The organism is Bacillus sp. FSL L8-0099 (assembly GCF_038006385.1).
GTDB classification, from domain to species: domain Bacteria; phylum Bacillota; class Bacilli; order Bacillales; family Bacillaceae_G; genus Bacillus_A; species Bacillus_A toyonensis.
Genome location: NZ_JBBOVC010000001.1, coordinates 1,674,258 through 1,695,409, shown reverse-complemented (window position 1 = coordinate 1,695,409; position 21,152 = coordinate 1,674,258). Strand labels below are relative to the sequence as shown.

Genomic DNA, 21,152 nt, shown 5'->3' with positions numbered 1-21,152 from the left:
ATACGTAGGGACGACAAAAATATCGCGGTACCACCCTAGTTATGAAGATACAACAAAAGTAAGACCTAAATAAAAACGTCCCTACGTAAATACGTAGGGACGATAAAATATCGCGGTACCACCCTAGTTATGAAGCCACAGCAAAGTTAGGACCTAAATAAAAAACGTCCCTACGTAAATACGTAGGGACGATAAATATCGCGGTACCACCCTAGTTGTGAAAAAATCTTCACCACTTTATTTGATAACGGTATAAACTACCGTCTTCCATTTCCTCATAATGTGAGATTTATGAAAGATGCTCCAGGACGAACTTCATGAATAATCTATATACTGATTCACACCAACCATCAGCTCTCTGAAATAGGGAGATTTTCATTACTATACCCTTTCATTGCCCAAATATTATTTTCCGAATTGATTACTATCATTTTTATCACACATTAAAAATAGTGTCAACTTATATTTTAAGTTTTTATGTCTTATATTCTATTTAAAAATTTGAAATATGACTTTTGTATGAATAGTATTTGAACTTATATGGTTTATACTGTATTAACTTCTCTAACAGGTTTATAGTAGTATACGGTAAAGTGAAACTTTAATCAGCGGAGGATGCCCCACTGATTAAAGTTTCACCAATTTTGCGTTTACTCGTAGTAGCAGGGCTTCCACTTAACTTCTTTCTCCAGCCTCATTTTGAGGTAGGAGTCTTACTGCCCTCAAAGAGCGAGATACATGCAAGGCAACATGAGTAGGAGGAACAAATTTTGTCTACTTCAAAAGTTTTAAAAGGTACTGCTTTACTAAGCGGTGCAACAATGATTTCACGTATTTTAGGTTTTATATACTTCTTCCCTTTTCAATTATTAGTTGGAACACAAGGGGTCGCTTTATACGGATATGCATATACTTGGTATGGTATTTTATTAAGCTTTTCAACTGCCGGTATTCCTATTGCCGTCTCCAAATTTGTTGCAAAACATAATGCACTCGGTGATTATAGTACAAGTAAAAAATTGTATAGCTCGAGCATAAAATTAATGCTATTTATGGGCTTTTTAGGATTTTTAATTTTATTTATTGGAGCGCCTTACATATCACAATTTATTATTCGCTCTAAAACGCCAAATCCACAATTTATCGCTGACGTAACACTTACAATGCGGGCATTAAGTTTCGCACTTATTATCGTACCGGCTATGAGTGTTACACGCGGCTATTTCCAAGGTTTTCAACATATGAAACCAAGTGCTGTTTCTCAAGTCGTAGAACAAATCGCACGCGTTGTTTTCATTTTAGTTGGTAGCTTCATCGTTTCCAAAATATTAGGAGGTTCCGTAGCCTCTTCTGTTGCTGTTGCTACATTCGGTGCTGTTATCGGGGCACTTGCCAGCGTCTCTATTTTAATGCTGTACTGGAAAAAGTATAACGGATTAAAGCCTCCTGAAGGTGAATTAAAGTCAAGGGCATCCGATATTCCATTACGAAATATTTATATGGAATTACTTCGATATGCAATCCCAATTGTATTTGTGGGTATTGCAATTCCACTCTATACGTTAGTAGATCAATATACCGTAGCTGATGTCCTTAGAGCGATGGGAGAGCCTTTAGAAACCGCGAATGCAGTTTTCGCTTATATAACGAACTATGCACAAAAGTTAATTATGATTCCGGCTTCACTTGCAACTGGATTCTCATTAACAATTATTCCGGCTATAACGAAATCATTTACAAGCGGAAAACTAGAAGAATTACAAGAACAAATTTCAAAGATATTCCAAGTATTGTTATTCTTCACTATCCCAGCTGCATTTGGTCTTGCTAGCATCGCTTACGATGCATTCCGAATGATTTATGTAGATCCTAAAATTGCACTTGATGGATCACAATATTTAATTTCATTTGCACCTTCTGCTATATTAGGTGCGATTTTCACAGTTTCTGCAGCTATATTACAAGGCATTGATTATCAAAGAAAAACAATGATTGCATTCTCAATCGGTATTCTTGTGAAGATTGTAGTAAACATACCACTTTTACACTTATTCGGTGGACACGGTGCTGTACTTGGAACAATTCTCGGATACCTCGTTTCGAATATTATTATGTTGTATTGCATCATTAAGTTTGCGAAATTTAAAATTGGTGAAACGGTGAAAACAGTATTTCTTATTACGATATACTCCGCAGCAATGTCTGCTGTTGTAATTGCATTAAAAGCAATTATAAGCTGGATTATTCCTGGCCAATCTTATATCGAATCACTGCTCATTGTATTTATATGTGGTGCGGCAGGAGGGCTTGTTTACCTTTTATTCGTATTAACGAGTGGACTCGCTTCACATATTCTTGGTAATCGTATTCAACGTTTACCTGTACTAGGAAAATTAGTAAAATAAAAAAACAAAAGATGTAACTCGTTGTTACATCTTTTGTTTTTACTTTGCATATTGAATGCGTTTTTGTTGCTCCGCAATATTTAATTCTGGAGTATATTGTTTTACTAAATGTAATACCTCTCCCATTAACAATTCTAACTCTTTCACACTATTCTCTGGATGTCCTATTAAAATATTCGCCATACGCTCATATAAATTTTCAGGCTTAATCCCCATTCGTTCCACATTATATGGCATCCATTTAAATGCAGGATGATGCACGTACATGCGGTTCAGACCAAATAAGACTCCAAATATATTACTTTGAACTTCACAAATAACATCATATAGCATAAGCCAATCTTTTCGTTTTAAAAGAGCCTCTCGATTATGCCAACGATTGCTTAACCAAAGGTTTTCTGCAATCATTTTTTGCGCCAATTCTTCTGGATACGCTTCAACTCTATCTTTTAGAGTATGTACTTTCACTTCTCCATACAAACTCACACCATCATGAATGGATGATACAATACATTGTTTCTCATAATTGATATCATACCGCTCTACAACTTCTGAAATAATTTTTTCTACGGTCACTGTTAAAAAATTACTAATCTCTAGTTTAATTCCTTCTTTCGTCAAATACGTCTCCGACCATTCTTCTTCCTCGTAAGGATAATATGATAAAATTTTTCCACCAATATGATTAATAGGCTCTTTACGATCCTCATCCTCTGGTGGTTCCGACCATAAAATATGTAATTCAATATCTGAATGTTCATCCTCTAATTTTCTAGCTACTGAACCTGCTAAAATAATAGCTTCGATTTTCGGGTTTTTTCTATAAATCTCTGACATTTCTATCGCTTTCTCTCTTAATCCCATTTCATTCCCCCCTAAAACTGCAGTACTCCCCTTACTCTTCATTTATCTATTTCGATATTGCATATTATATTACCTTTTCAAATTCACACTTAATCAAATTTCTACCCAATAACGCTGAACAACTTCACCAGTACGAGAAGAAACTACCTCATTTTCTAACACACCGCCAACCTTTTGAATCGTTTTAGCAGAACCGATATTGGATTTATCGCAAGTTATTAATACTTTCTGCAATCCTAATTTTTGCGCTTCAGTTAATGCAAGCTTTAGTTGTTTCGTAGCGTAACCGTGGCGACGTTTATTCGGATGGACACTATATCCAATATGACCGCTTTCCCTTAATAATTCTGGATTTAATCTATGTCTAATATTCACAAAACCTATAAGTTCCCCTTTTTCAAAACTTAAAAACTGACTAGATGGCACTCGATTCGCTTGTAAGTTTTCTCCTACTTCTTGTATACTCACTTTTTCAAACCATTCAGCTAGGGAATCAAAATTTTGTAAAGAGCTACTACCGTGTGGTTGTTCTCCTGCATGTAAAAAAGCCTCCCGATACTCTATAATTTGTTCACTATATTTATGCGTTGGTTTTAATAGTTTCATCGTGCTTTCCCCCTCTTAATCCCCTAAAACAAACCCCTTAATAGCTCTATTTCACCATTAAGGGGTTTCTATCATTTTTATTCAAATAACCCCATACTCAAATAACGTTCACCAGTATCAGGTGCAATACATAAAACTTTTTTACCAGCGCCTAGGCGCTTCGCTATCATAATTGCTGCGTACACAGAAGCTCCTGAAGACGGCCCTACTAATAAGCCTTCTTGTCTAGCTAAGTTTCTCATTGTCGTTAAAGCCTCTTCGTCTGCAATTTGAATAATTTCATTATACACTTCTGTATTTAAGTTTTTCGGAATAAATCCTGGGCTTGTTCCTACTAGTTTATGAGGACCTGGTACACCACCTGATAAAACGGGAGATCCTTTCGGTTCCACTACTGCAATATATAAGTTTGGTAATTTCTCTTTTAACGTTTCACCAGTCCCTGTAATCGTTCCGCCTGTTCCTGCCGTTGCAACAAAAGCATCAAGCTCTCCATCCATTTGTTCGTAAATTTCAAGTGCAGTCGTATAACGGTGAATATTCGGATTAGCTGGATTTTCAAATTGTTGCGGGATAAAACTATTCGGTATTTGTTTTTGCAGTTCTAACGCCTTCGCAATTGCTCCTGGCATTCTTTGTTCTGCTGGTGTTAAAACTACTTCTGCCCCGTATGCTTTCAATAAATTAATACGCTCTTTTGACATATTGTCTGGCATAATTAAAATCGCTTTATACCCTTTAGCAGCTGCGTTCATCGCTAAACCAATTCCTGTATTCCCACTTGTCGGTTCAATAATTGTATCCCCTGGTTTAATGAGACCATTTTCTTCTGCAACATGAAGTAAATTATAAGCAGCACGGTCTTTCACACTACGTGATGGGTTAAACATTTCTAGTTTCACATACACATCCGCTGCGTCTTCCGGAATAAATTTAGATAATCGGACGACAGGTGTATCTCCTATTAATTCTGTTACGTTTTCACATAATTTCATAGTACATCCCCTATTCTATCGTTTTCTTATCACTTGGTAATAACCATGAAGTAAGTCCAATTAACGGTAAACAACTACATAATATCATAATGAACTGAAGGCTATATATATCAGCTAACTTTCCTAGTACTACAGCACCTAGAGCACCAAGGCCGAACGCAAGACCTACAATTAGACCTGATACCATCCCTACTTTTCCCGGAACAAGCTCTTGCGCGTATACAACAATTACACTAAAACTACTTGAACTAATAAAACCGATACATAAAAATAAAGGTACGACCCACACAAGTGAGACATGTGGTAATAACAGTGCAAGTGGCGCTGAACCTAACATTGAAAATACGATGATGTTTTTCTTACCAAATCGATCTGCTAACGGTCCTCCGAAGAAAGTTCCTAACACACCAGCAATCATAAATGCGAATACGAAATACTGGGCATTTTTTATAGATAAATCATAATGCTCAATTAAGTAAAATTGATAGAAATTCCCGATACCGGCACCGTACCAAGAGCGCACAAAAGTAAGAAAAACAAGAAGTATAATAACGAATTTAATGTGTGTACTTACAATTGCATTTTCCGCCTCAAGTGCAGCTCTCTTCTTCCTTCTTACAGCGCCGGTTGCTAATTCATTTTTGTACCAATTCGATACGAAAATTAATAATATAATTCCTACTGCTGCAAATGCTGTAAAACCTAAAGAACCAATTTGACCAAGCGGAACGAAAATTAGCGCTGTAAAAATGGGAGCTAAGGAATTCCCCGTGTTTCCCCCAACTTGATAAATCGCTTGCGCTAACCCTCGTTTTGCACCTGCCGCCATATACGCAACACGAGCGCCTTCTGGATGAAAGACTGCAGAACCTAAGCCAATAAATAAAACAGAAATAATAACAATAATAAAGTTTGGTGCAAACGCGAGTCCAATCATTCCAAGCATACTCGAAAACATGCCGAGTGGTAATAAAAATGGTGACGGCTTCTTATCTGAATACATACCAAACACCGGTTGCATAATCGATGACGTCATATTTAACGCAAACGCAATCCACCCTACTTGCATATAGGATAAATTCATCGTTTTTTCCAAAATAGGAAACAACGCCGGCACAACTGCTTGCATCGAATCATTTAAAAAATGTCCGAAGCTAATCGCAAATAATATTCGGTATATTGTCGGTGTTTCTACAGTTTTTTTTTGTGAAACTGCCTGCATATGTGAATCTCCCCTTTCTGTACAAAATATTTATTAAAGTAGGTGTAATAAATTCTGACTTTTGAAACATTTCCATTCTATACTGCTTTCATTTCTTTTTCCAGAAATATAACTTAACTTCCGTCATTGGCTTGCATCCTTGTAACTTTCAGCGGTAAAACATTACAGAAAAAGGCAACCCAATCACATACTGGGTTGCCTCTCAAATTAAATCGCAAAACGCTTATACTTTTCGTAATCACTCGTCTTACATTCTAGTTCAATTTTTGTACCTTCGTTCTCATAACTCGTAGATAAAACGTGCGCATGATTGTTGAAATACGAAACTACCTGTCCTTGGTCATATGGAATTAACATTTCACACTTCGTATACTCTTTATAAATATACGAGCGAATCATTTCTACAAGCTCTTCAATTCCAACATGCTTCTTCGCAGATAAATACACGCGGTCTTCTTGTACTTTTGGAATTTCAACATCTATCATATCTGATTTGTTATATGCATATATCGTTGGAATATTTTCTACTCCAATTTTCTTTAACGTTTCATTTGTAATATCAATTAATTGTTCATAATTTGGATTTGCGTAATCTACAACGTGAATAAGTAAGTCTGCTTCTGCTACTTCTTCTAACGTTGAACGGAACGCTTTCACAAGATGATGTGGTAATTTACTTACAAATCCAACCGTATCCGTTAATAAAAATGATTTATTATCTGGTAAATCAATATTTCGTACAGATGTTTCTAATGTCGCGAATAACATATCTTTTTCAAATACTTGTTTTTCTTCCGTACCATTATAAATTTCCAGCATTGCATTCATCGTCGTTGATTTTCCTGCGTTCGTATAGCCTACTAATGCTACAACTGGTACTTCATTTTTCTTACGTTGCTTTCGCTGCGTTTGACGCTGAGCAACAAGCGCTTCTAAATCTTTATTTAAAACTGAAATTTGCTCTTCAATTTTACGACGATCTAACTCTAATTTCTTCTCACCGACACCTTTATTTTTCGTACCAACGCCGCCGCTCTGTCTTCCTAATGATTCACGAAGACCGATTAAACGAGGCATCATATACTGAAGATGCGCTACTTCTACTTGCAGCTGCGCTTCTTTCGTTTTCGCACGTTGCGCAAAAATATCTAAAATTAAAATGGTACGATCAATAACTTTACAGTCTAAATCTTCCTCTAAATTTCGAATTTGTGAAGGAGATAATTCGTCATTAAAGATTACCATATTCGCATCTACTTCATTTACATAGGCTGCTACTTCTTCAATCTTTCCTTTTCCAATATAATGTGATGGATTTACTCGTTGTAAATTTTGCGTCACTTGCCCGATTACCTCTACATCACAAGCTTCTGCAAGATTCGTTAACTCTTCCATAGAATATATAAAATCATCTTCATTTCCTAAATTCACTCCAACTAAAACTGCTCTTTGTAATAATTCTTCCATATATTTATTCCTCCATTTCGATTACGTAAAATAAAAAACACAGGTCGCTGCCTGTGTTTTCGTAAACGGATAAGGGTTCACCAAAGAAATAGAAGAAAGTTATACTTTCATCCTATCTCATAGTCAATAAGTCTCAAGATCATATACGAATCCACAACAAGTGTTCACCTATACGATCCCAATCTAATTTTAAAGGCAAAACAAAAAGAGGGCGTATTCGTCCCTCCCTCTTTTTCACATATAAGCTTAATAAAGGGTTCCTTTAAAATAGGCAGACCAATCCCGTTCACTCTGTACACAGACAGAGCCTTTGAGCGCTATTCAATTATCGGCACAAAGTATTGAGACGTAATCTGATTAAGATCAAAGGAAGCCCCTCCGTTCATTTTAAGTTATATAAAGTGTAGCATAAGTAATTCGCTTTCACAAGGTTAACCCCCCTATAGAAACAGAAAGAAAATCTTTATATTTTTACTTTAATCGTCATTTTTTGCGTGTTCTTCTCACAAAAAAACTAACAACAGCAATGATCAATAGCAGACCTATGGATATGATAGCAACTTGCCACCAACTGAAACCACTCACCATTCCACCTTTTAAATTCACTTTCTTCGTCGGAACAGACTCTTTTGCAATATGACTTAAAGCCGCTTTGTCCACCCCTGCCTCATCCAATCTCTTCGTTCCACTACAACTATGTGTGTGTAATTGTTTTTCTGATCCCCTTTGAGAAGAAAACACTAAGTACTCTCCTCCCTCTACAAAGTGAAACACACAATCACCACCATTTGTATATACGATAATTTGCGAAGAAGTTGTCCCTTTCCATATTTTCTTCACTTCAAATAATACTTCAATCCCAATCCCTTCTTTCCTTCCAATCTCAATTACTTTCCCCTCAAACACTACATCATTTTTTTGAAATGCATCTTCTGCTGTTACATTAATACAATCACAGGCATGAGATTTCTCTGGAAAAATAATAAGAATAAAGCTACAAATAATGACAACAGGTAACATGCGCAAAATTCTTTTCAAGGAGCCCCACTCCCTTCATTATCAATTTCAAAAGCTTCTCGTATATTATTTTTACGCTACTCGTCAAATTCCTCTAGAGTAAATTAAACGGTATCGTTTCCATACAATAAAAGTCTTTATTGACATTTTTATAATCTGATATTAGTATCAGGTTATAAAAATAAGTTAGGAGATGTCCCTATGAATTCTAAATCTCGTATTACCGCAATTGGTACTTATGTTCCAAATCAAATATTGTCTAATAACGATTTAGAAAAAATGGTCCATACGAATGATGAATGGATTGTGCAAAGAACAGGCATGAAAGAAAGAAGAATTGCTAACGAAGACGAATACTCCTCACACTTAGCCATTAAAGCAGTCGAAAATTTGTGTACAACATATAAGAAAAACTTAGAAGATATTGACTGTATCATCGTTGCTACAACTACTGCTGACTATGTTTTTCCTAGTGTCGCTTGCCAAATACAACAATACTTCAACATACCTCATACACTAGCTTTTGATTTAAATGCGACTTGCGCTGGTTTCACATACGGACTGCATGTCGGTAATAGCTTAATCACTTCTGGATCACATCAAAAAGTACTCGTCATAGCGACAGAGACATTATCTAAAGTTACTGATTACACCGATAGAACGACCTGTATTTTGTTCGGTGATGGCGCTGGAGCTATTTTATTAGAAAGAGATGAAAACAAACCAAGCTTTATTGCTGCTCACATGGGAACAAACGGTGACGGTGGTATTCATCTATACAGAACAAACTTATCTACTACTATGAATGGCACACCACTACAAACAAATGAAAAAATCGTTCAAAACGGAAGAGAAGTATATAAATGGGCTGTACGAACAGTACCATACGGCATAAAAGAACTATTACATACTGCAAATTTGCAAATAGATGATATAGACTGGTTCATACCACATAGTGCTAACTTAAGAATGATTGAATCTATTTGCGAAAAATCAAAAATATCTATTCAAAAAACATTAACGAGTGTGGAAGATATGGGGAATACATCTTCCGTCTCTATTCCACTCGCTTTAGATTTAGCTAGAAAAAAAGGAAGATTAAATAACGGAGATACACTTTTGCTATACGGATTTGGCGGTGGACTTACGCATTTAGGGCTTATTGTGGAGTGGGATTTAAGTTAAGTATTGAAAAAGAGGTTCTAATTAGTAACTAGAACCTCTTTCTCATTTAATTTCTCGCCCCTTTTCGAGACCATATCACAATAGGAATAAGCAATAATGCTAGCACTCCTCCCGCTAATGATAATGCGGCATAACTGGAATTCGCTACTATCATACCTGACATCGCTCCACCAGAAGCCCCAGCTAACGCAACAAATACATCTATTTTGCCTTGTGTTTTTGCACGTGTAGAAGGTATAGTTGCATCAACAATTTGAGCTGTGCCACTTATTAAACCGAGGTTCCAACCTAACCCAAGTAAAGACAGAGCAACAATTAATAATAGTAAAGAATCACTCGGCGCCATCGCAGCTATGACACCCGCCGCTAATAAAATTATTCCACCAGCTATACTCATCGTAGTTCGTCCGATTTTATCAATTAACATTCCTGTAACGAGAGACGGAAGATACATTGCACCTACATGAAAACCAATTACAAGCCCTACTGCACTTAAACCATGACCATGATGCCCCATATGAACTGGCGTCATCGTCATAATCGCAACCATCACTATTTGAGTAAGTATCATAACGATTGCTCCAACTGTAATACCTCGTTTGTTTTCTTTCACTTCTTCTGTTACTGGTTGCCCTTTATATGTATGTTCTCGTTTATATGTTTCTATTATGTTAGCAATAATTAATGGATCTGGACGAAGCATAATAAAAAGGACAAGACCCGCCAGTATAAATGCCGCTGCTGATAATATAAACGGACCTGCAAGGTTAGGAATTCCGATTGAATGGGCAAAATCTCCCATTACGCCTACTAAGTTCGGTCCTGCAACTGCACCGAAAGTCGTCATAACCATCGTAATACTAATAGCAGTTGCTCGTTGTCTCTTATCTGCTAAATCGGTACCAGCATAACGAGCTTGTAGATTCGTCGCTGTACCTGCACCATATATGAGTAAAGAGACTAGTAATAAAATAATACTATTTGTTAAAGCAGCCAATACAACTCCAATAGCCCCTAGCCCCCCTACTATAAACCCTGTTGCAAGTCCTATTCGGCGACCATATTTTTGCGATAACTTCCCAACAAAGAAAGCCGCTACCGCAGACCCCATTGTAAACATAGCAGCCGGTAATCCTGCATATGCATCTGTCCCAAGCATTTGCTGCGCAAGAAGTGCACCTACTGTAATTCCAGCAGCTAATCCCGCTCCACCGAACATTTGTGAAATACTTACGATTATTAATGTTCGTTTATATAATTTTTGTTGCTCTTCTTCTGTGTACATACGATTACGTATTGAAGCATCTGCTATCTCTATCATTTCCTCACCCTCTCTATAAAACTAATACCTCTTGTTAATGTACTATAGAACAACAAAATCCCAAAATTTAAAATGCTACAGTTTATTTATTAATGTAAAGAACCCCACGGTTTATGTTTCGCTCATTACCGAGGGGCTCCCAAAATCACAGGGTAGATCTTCCTATATTTTACATTAAAACTTTCGACTATTTTACAACTACATCTTGATTATTTTCAAAGCCCTCTGCCTTACCTTCTTTCATTTCATAATAATAAGAAGGTAATTCTATACCATGCTCTAAGAAATAATCCTCAATTAATGAAATAATCACTTTCAATGTTTTCAAACGTGCATATAATTTATCATTACTCGCGATAATTTGCCACTTCGCATTTGGCTTACTTGTTTTTTCAAACATGTCTTCCATTGCTTCAACATACTCATCCCATTTTTCACGATTACGCCAATCTTCGTCTGTAATTTTCCATCTTTTCAAAGGATTTTTCTCTCTATCTTTAAACCTCTTTAACTGCTCCTCTTTACTTATATGGTAGAAGAACTTCCCTATTATGTAATGGTCATCTGTTAGTAGTTTTTCAAAATCATTAATCTCATCATATGCTCTCATCCACTCTTCCTTTGTAGCAAATCCTTCCACACGCTCAACTAACACACGACCATACCATGAGCGATCAAAAATAGTAATTTGCCCGTACTGTGGAATTTTGCGCCAGAAACGTTGCAAATAATGGTAACGTTTTTCATGAGGTGCAGGCGCTCCAATTGGATTTACTTGGAACCCACGCGGGTCAAGATGTTCCGTCACCCGCTTAATTGCCCCACCTTTACCAGCCGCATCCCAACCTTCCATAACGAGCATAACCGCAATTTTTTCTTCTTTTAAAATTTGCTGTAATGCTAATAAGCGCCTTTGATATTTTTCGAGTTTCTTATTGTACTTAGATTTTGATTCAATTTTTTTCGTTAAATCTACTTTAGCAAGATGCCCATTTTCCATAAAACAAATCCCCCTTGTTGTATGATAATATTATTTTAACATATTTTTGGTAAATTTTTCATATTACAAAAAACTGTGCAGGAAAATCTCTACACAGTTTTTCACTCTAACTTTACATCTACCTCGATATTCCCTTTTCTATTGCTCACAGCTTTCATAAAGAATATAGCAATTAAAACAACTGTAATAACCGTGCCTGCAATAGGAGATATGTTTAGTGGAATGTTATAAGCAATTTTCACATTTTACAATCGAATGATTGGGGGCATCCCCCTTCTAGTGAAAAATAAGCAAATACTGTAAAGCCAATGATTACTACTGAAAATTATGTAGTTACAACTCCTATTGGTATTATAAGCAGCGTAACATTTGAACTTTCTCTTACAGAACTGACAATTGAATATATACCTAAAATAAGACTAAGTATCGCAACACTTATATACACAATTACTGCATACCAAGGATTAAAGTCTAATAAGAGTCCAGAAATAACTATATACAAAAATAATAGTTGCAGAAAAACACTGCTCCCCATACTTATTAATATTCTCAACATACACTTCCCCTTATGTTCGCTATTTCATTTTTTCCGATTACATTTGATGTGTATTAGCATATGAATCAAATGTAATAATTCTTAACAATCACCCTTACATTAAATGGTATATCCTCTTATAAAGAGAAGATAATAACAAATAAATCCGTTACAGAATGGGAGTTCTCAAAAAATGAAACGAAAAATATTCTTTCTCTTTGTGCTTATTTGTGTAGTACTACCAATGCAAGCTAGCGCTTACACATTTCAATCGCTACCAATTGTGTTAAAGTCTAAACAATGGTATATCGAAATTGATAAATCTCATAACTCAAATGAACAAGTAATCCGGTCAAAACAAGGTGTATATGATACGTATAGTTTACTCGTAAAAAATATCGGTACTGATGTTTCAAATGTATCTGTAGAAATACTTGATAACACGCCTACATCTAAAGCTACCTTTACACCTACTACATCTGATGAAAACATCTCAAAAAGTCATACAAGCTTTGACCACATGGTATTTCCATTAGACTTTAATAGCCATAATTTTAAAGTCGTTATTACTTGGGAAGAAAAGAATTTCTCTTACAATGGTCATCCGGTAAATGAGGGTAAAAAAATGAAACAAACATTTGTATTTAATGAAGACTAAGCCTTATTTTAAGTATGGCTTAGTCTTTTTTTTATGAAATCCGATTGGATTGCTTATGTCACTTCTTTTGCAATTGCCATTTTCGTTGCTTTCTTGCAAATACATGTTTCCCATATATGTACAGAAGACTCTTCATTAGAAAGATGCTTCAATAATATGAACCGTTCATACTCTATTTTATTATCAACAGGAGTCACAATATATACAGTAAAATTCTTCGTATTAAATACCTGTTATTTTACAACATATTCGCCTTGTAGTTCCGATTCTAAAAATTCGTTGAAGCAATCTACAACCATATAAGATAACTCCTTTCATTATTCATCCAAATTTTTAATCAAACTTACGAATACTTGGGACAGATAGCGCTATTACAATTGTAAAGATTACGAATAATGCTAGCATTAATATAGTTACCTCTCCGCCTATTACATTCGCTAACCAACCAACAACTACATATCCTAATGGCAATAAAGCAAAAGAACCTAACATATCAAGGCTTGCTACTCTTCCGAAAGCTTCTTCCGGTACGAGCTCTTGTAAACTCGTTTCCCAAATGAGTCCAAATATCATCATACCGAATCCTTCAATTGCCATTAAGAATATTAAAGCAGGCGCCCAAGAAATAAAAGGCATAACTAATAGAGCGAAGCCGCTAATTAAAACACCTCCATAGGCCAGTAACCCTCTCTTGCGCCACCGCTCTTTCCCACCAAATATTAATGCGGCAATTACAGCACCGCCACCAGAAGATGCCATTCCCAGTCCGTAAACGTAAGCTTCAAAATGATGATGAATATTAAATAACCATGGAATTAATACGACGATAATTCCGGCATAACAAATATTTACGAAAGAAAAAACGAAGATTGTAATCCAAAGCCACGGATGACTTTTTAAAACTAAAACACCCTCCATAAACTCCTTTTTATAATCGACCTTACTCTTTTCAATCGATTTTATTTTTTTAAACTTAATTTCTTTTAAAAATAATAAACATAAAAATGATAATAAGTACGTTGCTGCATCTAATCCAAATCCTATCCCAGCAGATGCAACTGAAACGATTAATCCACCAAGTGCTGGTCCAATTAACCGTATGCCTTGATTACTCATTTGCGTTAATGCATTAGCTGCATTGCGAATTTCAGGTACGAATACTTTCGCCCTCACGGCAGAATATGCTGGCTGAAATATCCCTTCCATAAGTCCATATACGGCAACGAGGACATATAACAGCCTAATCGTTAACAAATCCGTAAATATAAGTGATGCAAGTAATAGCATTACTATACAGCGGATTATATCCGTAAATAACATTAATTTTACTCGATCAATTCGATCTACAACTAACCCTGCAAACGGTAAAGCAAGAATATTAGGTAGCATATACATTGCCATAGTCATCCCCATTACAACTGTTGAACCAGTTAGTGAGTAAACAACGACTGGCAAAATAACCATTGTTATAGAACTCCCTAAAGTTGAAAGCAATTGTCCAATCCACAAAAACTTAAAATGCCGTGATACTTTGACTGGCAACAGTAATTTTCCGACATATCCTAAACCTTTTTTGGTTTGTATTTCTCCCTGCATTTTCCTCACCTCTTTTCACTTAACTATAAATTCTATAATAAACATCTGAAAAATATTAATATTCTATTTTAAATTATAATATGAAACTACTATATTTATGGTAAAATTATCAAAAAAATACAAAGGAGAAAACATGGTCATGCCTTCCAATTCACATAACATCGAGCACCAGATCTATACAATGTGTATGATCCAGCGTAACAATGAAATTTTACTTTTAAAACGTCCCAATCATCGAGGCTTTCCTGGCTATATAGCTCCTGGCGGAAAAGTAGATTTCCCAGAAAGTATCGTCCAAGCTGCTATACGAGAAGTGAAAGAAGAAACTGGACTATACGTTTCTAATTTAACTTTTAAAGGGGTAGACGAATATGTAAATCCTAAGGAGCATGTTCGATATATGGTATTCAACTATTGGACCGACTCATTTGAAGGCGAGCTTCTTATTAATCCTCCTGAGGGTGAATTAGTATGGGTGCCAATTGATACAGCACTCAATCTTCCTATGCAAGATTGGTTTAAAGAAAGATTCCCATTATTTTTTAAAAAAGGTACGTTTGAAATTCAACGTGTTTGGGACCGAGACTTAGATAAACAAGTCGCTATGACAATTACCCATACGTAAAAAAGCTTGGAATCCCTCCAAGCTTTTCTTACTTCACCTCTATTTTCTTAATCTCATAATCAATTTCTAAAAACTTAACTCCGAATATCCACATTTTATGGTGAGCAGTTAGCATGTGACCCTTTCCCTCTTTAATGATAAAAGTCTCTGTTAACGGTAAACGGATTGTAAAGAAACCAGTATGTAAATAAATCCCCTCGTCTCCCTTACTATTTTCTCTCAACTTACTAGTAATGATTAAATCATTGCTATCATTACATACTTTTAAAATACCTGTTATATTCGAATAAGGTAAAGGCAATGCGATATTCATATATGTCTCGTTCTTATGCGTATGTTTTGAATACAGAGCCAAAAAAATAGACTCTCCTGCTTCATTTTCCCTTAGCCAAGCCCTTACATTCTCTCTTCCATCTTTCTCATCATTTACACCTATGATAGAACCATACATTGTTTCCCACTTATCGCCCATCCCTAAATGTATTTGTCCTACTCGTTTACTCATTTTCGTATAACAAAATGCAAATGGACGGAACCAACGAGCCCATTTAATATTCGATTGTAACTCATACGCTGCTGTATTTTCATAAAAACGAATCATACTTAAAGGAACCTTTGTCACGTCAAATGACTCACTATGGAAATCATTTATTTTATCAACTAAACCGTTGTATTCCTTACTATCTACTAAATTTCCATTCTGTAAAAATGTCCCACCAATTCTCACGCTTCCTCTTAATCTACTCATTGGTTTCCCATAGTACTTATAATTTGGAGCACTCTTTTCAATCATCCAACCTACAAATGCTGGTAATGCTACTCCAATACCATTTACCACACCGTGAATCCAAACCATTTGAGCAATTGTAATCGTCAGTACTTGTTTTAAATTTCCGTATGAATATATGAGTGAGAACATAATTGTAACCATGAGCGTACTAGACGAAATGATTAAGAGAACCTTTGCACGAATAGCATTAAATTTCGCTTTCCAAACGTAAATACAATATCCATAAATAGCACATAAATATATCACAACTGCAAAAAATTCAAATATCCTCGAATATGTAATTCCTATTGCAACTGTCATAGGTGAAATCATGATGATAAACATAATAACATCATACACTTTACTTCTCTTTTCTCTTTTTCTCCCTATTAAACCAGCTGATAATGGCAATAGAAACGCCGAATAATGAAAATGGGCAGCTGTGAGTAAAACAATGTCAGAGCTAAACTGCATAATCGAAAGTTTTGCTACTGAGGCAAAAAACCAAAAACCACCTAAAAACAAATATATAAACGCACTATCTATCGCAGTTTCTTCTAACGGTTTCCAACCTCTTTCTAGTAATCTACTGACACCAAATAATGCAATAATTCCTGTATATACAAACCAAATTAGCGCAAAGAAATAGTGATTTGTTACGAAAGCTAGCATGGCGCTACTTGCTGCGATTGGATATAAAAACAATACGAATTTATAAAATAATAAATACGATCCATTTCTTGTTCTTTTATCAATAATATAAAAAGACATCGGTATAAATAATAAAACAGATAATAATATAATTGCTTCAACAGGATTTAAATTTGACCACCCACATATTAGAAAAATAATATAACAAGCAAGTCCAAATATTATATTTTTCATCTCGTTTATTTCCTTTCCACAAATGTTCCTTTATATGAAAATAGAGGCCCAATTAACGGATTTCGTACTTGTACATGAATTCGAAAACATTTCAGTGCTTCATCATAACTTTCAAAAATTTTTGCTTCTCCGTATAAAAATTTCGGTAACGGAATTTTTCTCCCTAACATATAAAACCATTGTTTTTTTGAAGAAATATGCATTCCACCTGCCTCGTCAATATGAAAATTCAATGTAGAAACAAGTATATGCGGCTCACCAAAATAATCTACGATTTCATGTTTCTCCTCATCCAGCTGCATAACGGCGTTAAAATATCTTTTCTTATTATGAAAATAAAAAGTACGATTCCACCGTACAGATTCATTTCCATGTTCATCCCGCTCAGCGTAATTATGTATCGTAAACGGAACTTCTTGCCCTCGCTCAGAAAAAAACATTCGAAACTTGGCTGCAATTTTTAATATCATTTTAACGAAAAAAGAACCTCCGTAAATTTCATCCATCTTCCCTTCTCCGACGAAGCTATTTTCTTCTGTAACCTCATAGCGTTTCTGTAATTTCGGATGAAGTTTTTTATAAGAATCCCCTAATAGTCTTTCATAAATATTAGTCATACACTTATCCCTTTCTCGTCCTCTTACAATTGTTTGCGCTTGGCAAATCAAAGCTATTCAAATAACCGACAATCGATAATCCGATTAGAAGAAGATTTAATGCGATTGGATTAAACGGCCCTGTAAAGCTTGCGATATTCGTCCATCCTGCTGCTATCGTTAAAGCTATTAACATAACAATATGCATTATAAATATTTTTCGTTTTGGAAGTGGAAGTACCCATATGGCACCAAAAATAATTTCTAATATCCCAATCATTTTAAGTATAAATACACTGCTTTCATTCGACCCAATGAGTGAAAGCATCTTCACTTCTTCTGGATGGCTAAAAATTATTTTCGGGACAATTCCTTGATATATCCATACAAAAGCAAATAAAAAACATACGAGCCAATACGTCATTGTTCTTCTAATTAGTAACCTAGGATGAAGCCCCTTTTCTAACCATAATTTTAAGGCATCAAAACTCCAAGCAGTCGCCCAACCTAATAACGGACGAAAAATATAGGAATCTACCACATTTCCTATACGACCAAATCTTGTATCATAATCATATTGCGTTTCAAAATGAATACATTCTTTATGCGGTGTATACTTCCAATAACCACGCCCTATTCGTATAAGTGATAATGTATTGTCTGTCCAAAATTTCAAAGAAGAAATCCGTTCACCAGTTTCTTTTCTTATTTCACCTATCGATTCCCCTTCTCCGCCTATTTCAAGCCCAAATCCTATCTTTGTTTTATATAAAAACTTCTGTGGTTCTCCCTCTTTTTTCTCTAAATACGAAATTTCAGTAAAACGAGCATCCCACTCTGTATGTAGGTCTGGTTCTTGCGTATATTCCCATAATTTCTCTATTGTCGTTTTCATTTCTGTTGCAACATAAATAGGCCTTTTTCTTTTCATACTCCGACCTCCTACACTCTATATTTTTAATGTACATGTAATATATGTATTTTGCTACATTTTTCACAAACTTTATCTCTAAAAAGAAAGAATTTTGAAAATACATATAAAACACTTGATTCCCTGAATAATTTAAATTATTATAAAACAAATGTTACCAACAACTTCATAAATCAAACACTCTCGCCTAAAACGTGAGATAGAGGTTGCAATACTTATGAGTATTCTAATGGAGACACAGAGATGTCTATGAAATTGGATGAAAGGAAGTGTTGCCGAAATTGATAAATTTCTCTGCATTTATCAATTGGGGCTGTTTTCGAATAGAAACAGAACTGTCATATGTACAGACATGTACGTATGAAGAGCTATCTACAAAAAAGAGATATCATTTTCATGGTATTCCTTTTTTGGCGGTTTTTTTATTAGCTCCGTTTTCTGTTTCCCTTTTCCTGTAACAGCACCATCCTCACTTATTTGAGATGGTGTTTTTTGTTTTTCTCTCTGGTAACTACAGGAATATTGGGATTTATATATGTCCTAATCTATTCTTAAAAATGGACGAAAGAAGGAATTCGTAATGGAAACGATTGTACAAAAATTTGGTGGTACTTCTGTCGGAAGTGTTGAGCGCATTCAACATGTGGCAAATTTAATTATTGAAGAATATGAACGAGGACATAGTATCGTCTCTGTCGTTTCAGCAATGGGGAAAAGCACAGATGAACTTGTAGCACTTGCTAACGCTATTGCGGAAAATCCGAGTAAACGTGAAATGGATATGCTTCTATCTACAGGAGAACAAGTAACTATTTCATTATTAACAATGGTACTACAAGCAAAAGGTTATAACGCAATTTCATTAACAGGATGGCAAGCTGGTATTACGACAGAATCTGTACACAGTAGTGCACGGATTACTGACATTAACGTTGAGCGTATTCAGTCTTATCTTACTGAAGGCACGATTGTTATCGTAGCTGGTTTCCAAGGAATCAGTGAAAAAAATGAAATTACAACGCTTGGACGTGGTGGCTCTGATACGACAGCTGTTGCATTAGCAGCGGCACTAAAAGCGAAAAAATGTGATATTTATACGGATGTAACAGGCGTATACACGACGGATCCACGAGTTGTAAAGACAGCTTACAAATTAGATGAAATTTCTTATGATGAAATGTTAGAACTGGCAAACCTCGGCGCCGGCGTATTACATCCACGTGCTGTTGAATTTGCCAAAAATCATCATGTCGTTTTAGAAGTTCGCTCAAGTATGGAACAAGAAAACGGAACAATTGTAAAAGGAGAATGTAACATGGAACAACAATCAATCGTTAAAGGTATTGCTTTTGAAGATAATATTACACGTGTCACAGTGAAAGGATTGGAACAAGGTTCACTTTCAATAATTTTCTCTACGTTAGCTAACGCACATATTAATGTAGATATTATTATTCAAAGTATTACAAATGAAGGAACTGTTCATCTTTCCTTCTCTATCCATTCTAATGACTTACAAGAAACACTAGAAGTATTGGAACAGAACCAAGAAGATCTTCACTATGAGTCTGTAGAACATGAAAATCATTTAGCAAAAGTATCAATTGTAGGATCTGGTATGGTATCTAATCCAGGTGTTGCTGCGAATATGTTCACTACTTTAAAAGAAGAAGATATTCATATTAAAATGGTAAGTACATCTGAAATTAAAGTGTCTGTCGTTATTGACCGCCTTCATTTAGTAACAGGTGTGGAAGCACTTCATCAATCATTTATGGCGAAAATTGAGCCTTTAGTGCAAATGAGCTAATTTAATATTTTTATTGCAACTTACAAAAACATATTAATCTATTTCTTTCCTATATAAATAAAAAGCTGTTTGCATAGATTTCAAGACTCTACGCAAACAGCTTTTTAATATATTATCGATATCCAAAAATCATTATAAAACAATGAAATTATTCTTTAAACTCTTTCCTAGGAAATATAGTTGACTCTTCTTACTTCTTATCACACATATCGTTTCTCTCTTTCCCTTGAAAAAATGATCTATATTCATTGAAAATAATTTTCTTCACATCCGAGTAAAAGACCATCATGAATAGTGCAATTCCTAATACAACCACCTGTATTTTTTCATACTCAATGAACGCACTCATAATGAGCAAACCACATCCAATATAAAAACCAAACTCATTCTCTTTCTCAAAATCCGCCTCTTCTTCATCAATATGTATTTTCTCTTTAAAGCTTTGATTCCCTTTTATTAACTCATCTAGCGTAACGTTGTACATTTCGCTCAGTAAAATTAAATTATCAATGTCAGGGTAACTTTTATCATTTTCCCACTTATAAACCGCTTGCCTCGTCACACCAATTTTTTTAGCAACATCCTCTTGCGAAAACTCCTTTGATTCTCTTAGTTTTTTTAGCTGTTCTCCTATACTCATAACGTCCCCTCCTTTAGCAAATTAT

At 35.3% G+C, this 21,152-nt stretch carries 18 protein-coding genes, 1 pseudogene, 1 riboswitch and 1 other annotated feature; of the genes and pseudogenes, 5 read left to right on the top strand and 14 right to left on the bottom strand.

The features are described from left to right. Nucleotides 1–181: 181 nt before the first annotated feature. Nucleotides 182–404 (bottom strand) — a binding site (T-box leader). A gap of 366 nt (nucleotides 405–770) precedes the next feature. Then, the gene (locus MHH42_RS08880; RefSeq protein ID WP_000107898.1) at nucleotides 771–2,405 is read left to right on the top strand and encodes a putative polysaccharide biosynthesis protein; all 1,635 of its coding nucleotides are present in this window, start codon (nucleotides 771–773) and stop codon (nucleotides 2,403–2,405) included. 39 nt (nucleotides 2,406–2,444) lie between these two features. On the opposite strand, the gene MHH42_RS08875 is transcribed toward MHH42_RS08880, so the two are convergent. The 6 genes from MHH42_RS08875 to MHH42_RS08850 all read right to left on the bottom strand — a co-directional run bounded on the left by MHH42_RS08875 (nucleotide 2,445) and on the right by MHH42_RS08850 (nucleotide 8,597). Further along, nucleotides 2,445–3,269 (bottom strand): DUF4037 domain-containing protein, encoded by an 825-nt coding sequence (locus tag MHH42_RS08875; RefSeq protein WP_098063998.1) that lies wholly within the window; start codon nucleotides 3,267–3,269, stop codon nucleotides 2,445–2,447. Nucleotides 3,270–3,362: 93 nt separating this feature from the next. After that, nucleotides 3,363–3,875, bottom strand: a complete 513-nt coding sequence (locus MHH42_RS08870; RefSeq protein ID WP_000771309.1) for a GNAT family N-acetyltransferase — start codon at nucleotides 3,873–3,875, stop codon at nucleotides 3,363–3,365. Between the two features lie 77 nt (nucleotides 3,876–3,952). Further along, nucleotides 3,953–4,870 (bottom strand): cysteine synthase A, encoded by a 918-nt coding sequence (cysK, locus tag MHH42_RS08865; protein ID WP_000762271.1) that lies wholly within the window; start codon nucleotides 4,868–4,870, stop codon nucleotides 3,953–3,955. A gap of 10 nt (nucleotides 4,871–4,880) precedes the next feature. Next, nucleotides 4,881–6,092, bottom strand: coding sequence for an MFS transporter (locus MHH42_RS08860; RefSeq protein ID WP_001149404.1), 1,212 nt, complete (start codon nucleotides 6,090–6,092; stop codon nucleotides 4,881–4,883). Nucleotides 6,093–6,299: 207 nt separating this feature from the next. Continuing rightward, a complete protein-coding gene (gene hflX / locus MHH42_RS08855; protein ID WP_000391889.1) occupies nucleotides 6,300–7,559 on the bottom strand; it encodes a GTPase HflX in 1,260 nt (419 codons plus the stop codon). 483 nt (nucleotides 7,560–8,042) lie between these two features. Beyond that, nucleotides 8,043–8,597, bottom strand: a complete 555-nt coding sequence (locus MHH42_RS08850; RefSeq protein WP_000821918.1) for a hypothetical protein — start codon at nucleotides 8,595–8,597, stop codon at nucleotides 8,043–8,045. Between the two features lie 180 nt (nucleotides 8,598–8,777). Here MHH42_RS08850 and MHH42_RS08845 point away from each other — a divergent pair, with 180 nt between their 5' ends. Beyond that, nucleotides 8,778–9,761 (top strand): ketoacyl-ACP synthase III, encoded by a 984-nt coding sequence (locus MHH42_RS08845; protein WP_001086330.1) that lies wholly within the window; start codon nucleotides 8,778–8,780, stop codon nucleotides 9,759–9,761. A gap of 46 nt (nucleotides 9,762–9,807) precedes the next feature. On the opposite strand, the gene MHH42_RS08840 is transcribed toward MHH42_RS08845, so the two are convergent. Both MHH42_RS08840 and MHH42_RS08835 read right to left on the bottom strand, forming a co-directional pair. Beyond that, nucleotides 9,808–11,082, bottom strand: coding sequence for an MFS transporter (locus MHH42_RS08840; protein ID WP_000569593.1), 1,275 nt, complete (start codon nucleotides 11,080–11,082; stop codon nucleotides 9,808–9,810). Nucleotides 11,083–11,269: 187 nt separating this feature from the next. Then, the gene (locus MHH42_RS08835) at nucleotides 11,270–12,082 is read right to left on the bottom strand and encodes a polyphosphate kinase 2 family protein (RefSeq protein ID WP_000427321.1); all 813 of its coding nucleotides are present in this window, start codon (nucleotides 12,080–12,082) and stop codon (nucleotides 11,270–11,272) included. A 728-nt stretch (nucleotides 12,083–12,810) separates the two neighbouring features. Between MHH42_RS08835 and MHH42_RS08825 the strand changes: the two genes are divergently transcribed. After that, nucleotides 12,811–13,275 (top strand): hypothetical protein, encoded by a 465-nt coding sequence (locus tag MHH42_RS08825; protein ID WP_000823157.1) that lies wholly within the window; start codon nucleotides 12,811–12,813, stop codon nucleotides 13,273–13,275. A 53-nt stretch (nucleotides 13,276–13,328) separates the two neighbouring features. Here MHH42_RS08825 and MHH42_RS08820 read toward each other — a convergent pair. Continuing rightward, nucleotides 13,329–13,574 (bottom strand): annotated as a pseudogene (locus MHH42_RS08820) (hypothetical protein). Nucleotides 13,575–13,608: 34 nt separating this feature from the next. Further along, nucleotides 13,609–14,871 carry an MFS transporter gene (locus MHH42_RS08815; protein WP_340893173.1) on the bottom strand — a complete coding sequence of 421 codons (1,263 nt, stop codon included), beginning with the start codon at nucleotides 14,869–14,871 and terminating at the stop codon, nucleotides 13,609–13,611. 139 nt (nucleotides 14,872–15,010) lie between these two features. Here MHH42_RS08815 and MHH42_RS08810 point away from each other — a divergent pair, with 139 nt between their 5' ends. Further along, nucleotides 15,011–15,496: an 8-oxo-dGTP diphosphatase gene (locus tag MHH42_RS08810; RefSeq protein ID WP_001139825.1), complete on the top strand. Its 486-nt coding sequence runs from the start codon at nucleotides 15,011–15,013 to the stop codon at nucleotides 15,494–15,496. A 28-nt stretch (nucleotides 15,497–15,524) separates the two neighbouring features. On the opposite strand, the gene MHH42_RS08805 is transcribed toward MHH42_RS08810, so the two are convergent. Genes MHH42_RS08805 through MHH42_RS08795 form a run of 3 tightly spaced genes read right to left on the bottom strand, consistent with a single transcriptional unit; the run spans nucleotide 15,525 to nucleotide 18,677 of the window. Further along, entirely contained in the window at nucleotides 15,525–17,150 is a 1,626-nt protein-coding gene (locus MHH42_RS08805) for a YndJ family protein (protein ID WP_000789364.1), read from the bottom strand. Between the two features lie 5 nt (nucleotides 17,151–17,155). Continuing rightward, nucleotides 17,156–17,767: a DUF4166 domain-containing protein gene (locus tag MHH42_RS08800; protein ID WP_000182194.1), complete on the bottom strand. Its 612-nt coding sequence runs from the start codon at nucleotides 17,765–17,767 to the stop codon at nucleotides 17,156–17,158. Between the two features lie 4 nt (nucleotides 17,768–17,771). After that, the gene (locus MHH42_RS08795; protein ID WP_340893172.1) at nucleotides 17,772–18,677 is read right to left on the bottom strand and encodes a DoxX-like family protein; all 906 of its coding nucleotides are present in this window, start codon (nucleotides 18,675–18,677) and stop codon (nucleotides 17,772–17,774) included. 192 nt (nucleotides 18,678–18,869) lie between these two features. Beyond that, a riboswitch (Lysine riboswitch) is annotated at nucleotides 18,870–19,056 on the top strand. A 201-nt stretch (nucleotides 19,057–19,257) separates the two neighbouring features. Between MHH42_RS08795 and MHH42_RS08790 the strand changes: the two genes are divergently transcribed. Beyond that, nucleotides 19,258–20,487, top strand: coding sequence for an aspartate kinase (locus MHH42_RS08790; protein ID WP_000448019.1), 1,230 nt, complete (start codon nucleotides 19,258–19,260; stop codon nucleotides 20,485–20,487). A gap of 190 nt (nucleotides 20,488–20,677) precedes the next feature. On the opposite strand, the gene MHH42_RS08785 is transcribed toward MHH42_RS08790, so the two are convergent. Continuing rightward, the gene (locus tag MHH42_RS08785; RefSeq protein WP_000021945.1) at nucleotides 20,678–21,127 is read right to left on the bottom strand and encodes a helix-turn-helix domain-containing protein; all 450 of its coding nucleotides are present in this window, start codon (nucleotides 21,125–21,127) and stop codon (nucleotides 20,678–20,680) included. Nucleotides 21,128–21,152 lie beyond the last annotated feature (25 nt).

What these genes read in the sequence shown, in the direction of transcription:
- MHH42_RS08875 (WP_098063998.1), bottom strand. Translation starts at nt 3,269, where the DNA reads ATGGGATTAAGAGAGAAAGCGATAGAAATGTCAGAGATTTATAGAAAA.
- MHH42_RS08870 (WP_000771309.1), bottom strand. Translation starts at nt 3,875, where the DNA reads ATGAAACTATTAAAACCAACGCATAAATATAGTGAACAAATTATAGAG.
- cysK (WP_000762271.1), bottom strand. Translation starts at nt 4,870, where the DNA reads ATGAAATTATGTGAAAACGTAACAGAATTAATAGGAGATACACCTGTC.
- MHH42_RS08860 (WP_001149404.1), bottom strand. Translation starts at nt 6,092, where the DNA reads ATGCAGGCAGTTTCACAAAAAAAAACTGTAGAAACACCGACAATATAC.
- hflX (WP_000391889.1), bottom strand. Translation starts at nt 7,559, where the DNA reads ATGGAAGAATTATTACAAAGAGCAGTTTTAGTTGGAGTGAATTTAGGA.
- MHH42_RS08845 (WP_001086330.1), top strand. Translation starts at nt 8,778, where the DNA reads ATGAATTCTAAATCTCGTATTACCGCAATTGGTACTTATGTTCCAAAT.
- MHH42_RS08840 (WP_000569593.1), bottom strand. Translation starts at nt 11,082, where the DNA reads ATGATAGAGATAGCAGATGCTTCAATACGTAATCGTATGTACACAGAA.
- MHH42_RS08835 (WP_000427321.1), bottom strand. Translation starts at nt 12,082, where the DNA reads ATGGAAAATGGGCATCTTGCTAAAGTAGATTTAACGAAAAAAATTGAA.
- MHH42_RS08825 (WP_000823157.1), top strand. Translation starts at nt 12,811, where the DNA reads ATGAAACGAAAAATATTCTTTCTCTTTGTGCTTATTTGTGTAGTACTA.
- MHH42_RS08815 (WP_340893173.1), bottom strand. Translation starts at nt 14,871, where the DNA reads ATGCAGGGAGAAATACAAACCAAAAAAGGTTTAGGATATGTCGGAAAA.
- MHH42_RS08810 (WP_001139825.1), top strand. Translation starts at nt 15,011, where the DNA reads ATGCCTTCCAATTCACATAACATCGAGCACCAGATCTATACAATGTGT.
- MHH42_RS08805 (WP_000789364.1), bottom strand. Translation starts at nt 17,150, where the DNA reads ATGAAAAATATAATATTTGGACTTGCTTGTTATATTATTTTTCTAATA.
- MHH42_RS08800 (WP_000182194.1), bottom strand. Translation starts at nt 17,767, where the DNA reads ATGACTAATATTTATGAAAGACTATTAGGGGATTCTTATAAAAAACTT.
- MHH42_RS08795 (WP_340893172.1), bottom strand. Translation starts at nt 18,677, where the DNA reads ATGAAAAGAAAAAGGCCTATTTATGTTGCAACAGAAATGAAAACGACA.
- MHH42_RS08790 (WP_000448019.1), top strand. Translation starts at nt 19,258, where the DNA reads ATGGAAACGATTGTACAAAAATTTGGTGGTACTTCTGTCGGAAGTGTT.
- MHH42_RS08785 (WP_000021945.1), bottom strand. Translation starts at nt 21,127, where the DNA reads ATGAGTATAGGAGAACAGCTAAAAAAACTAAGAGAATCAAAGGAGTTT.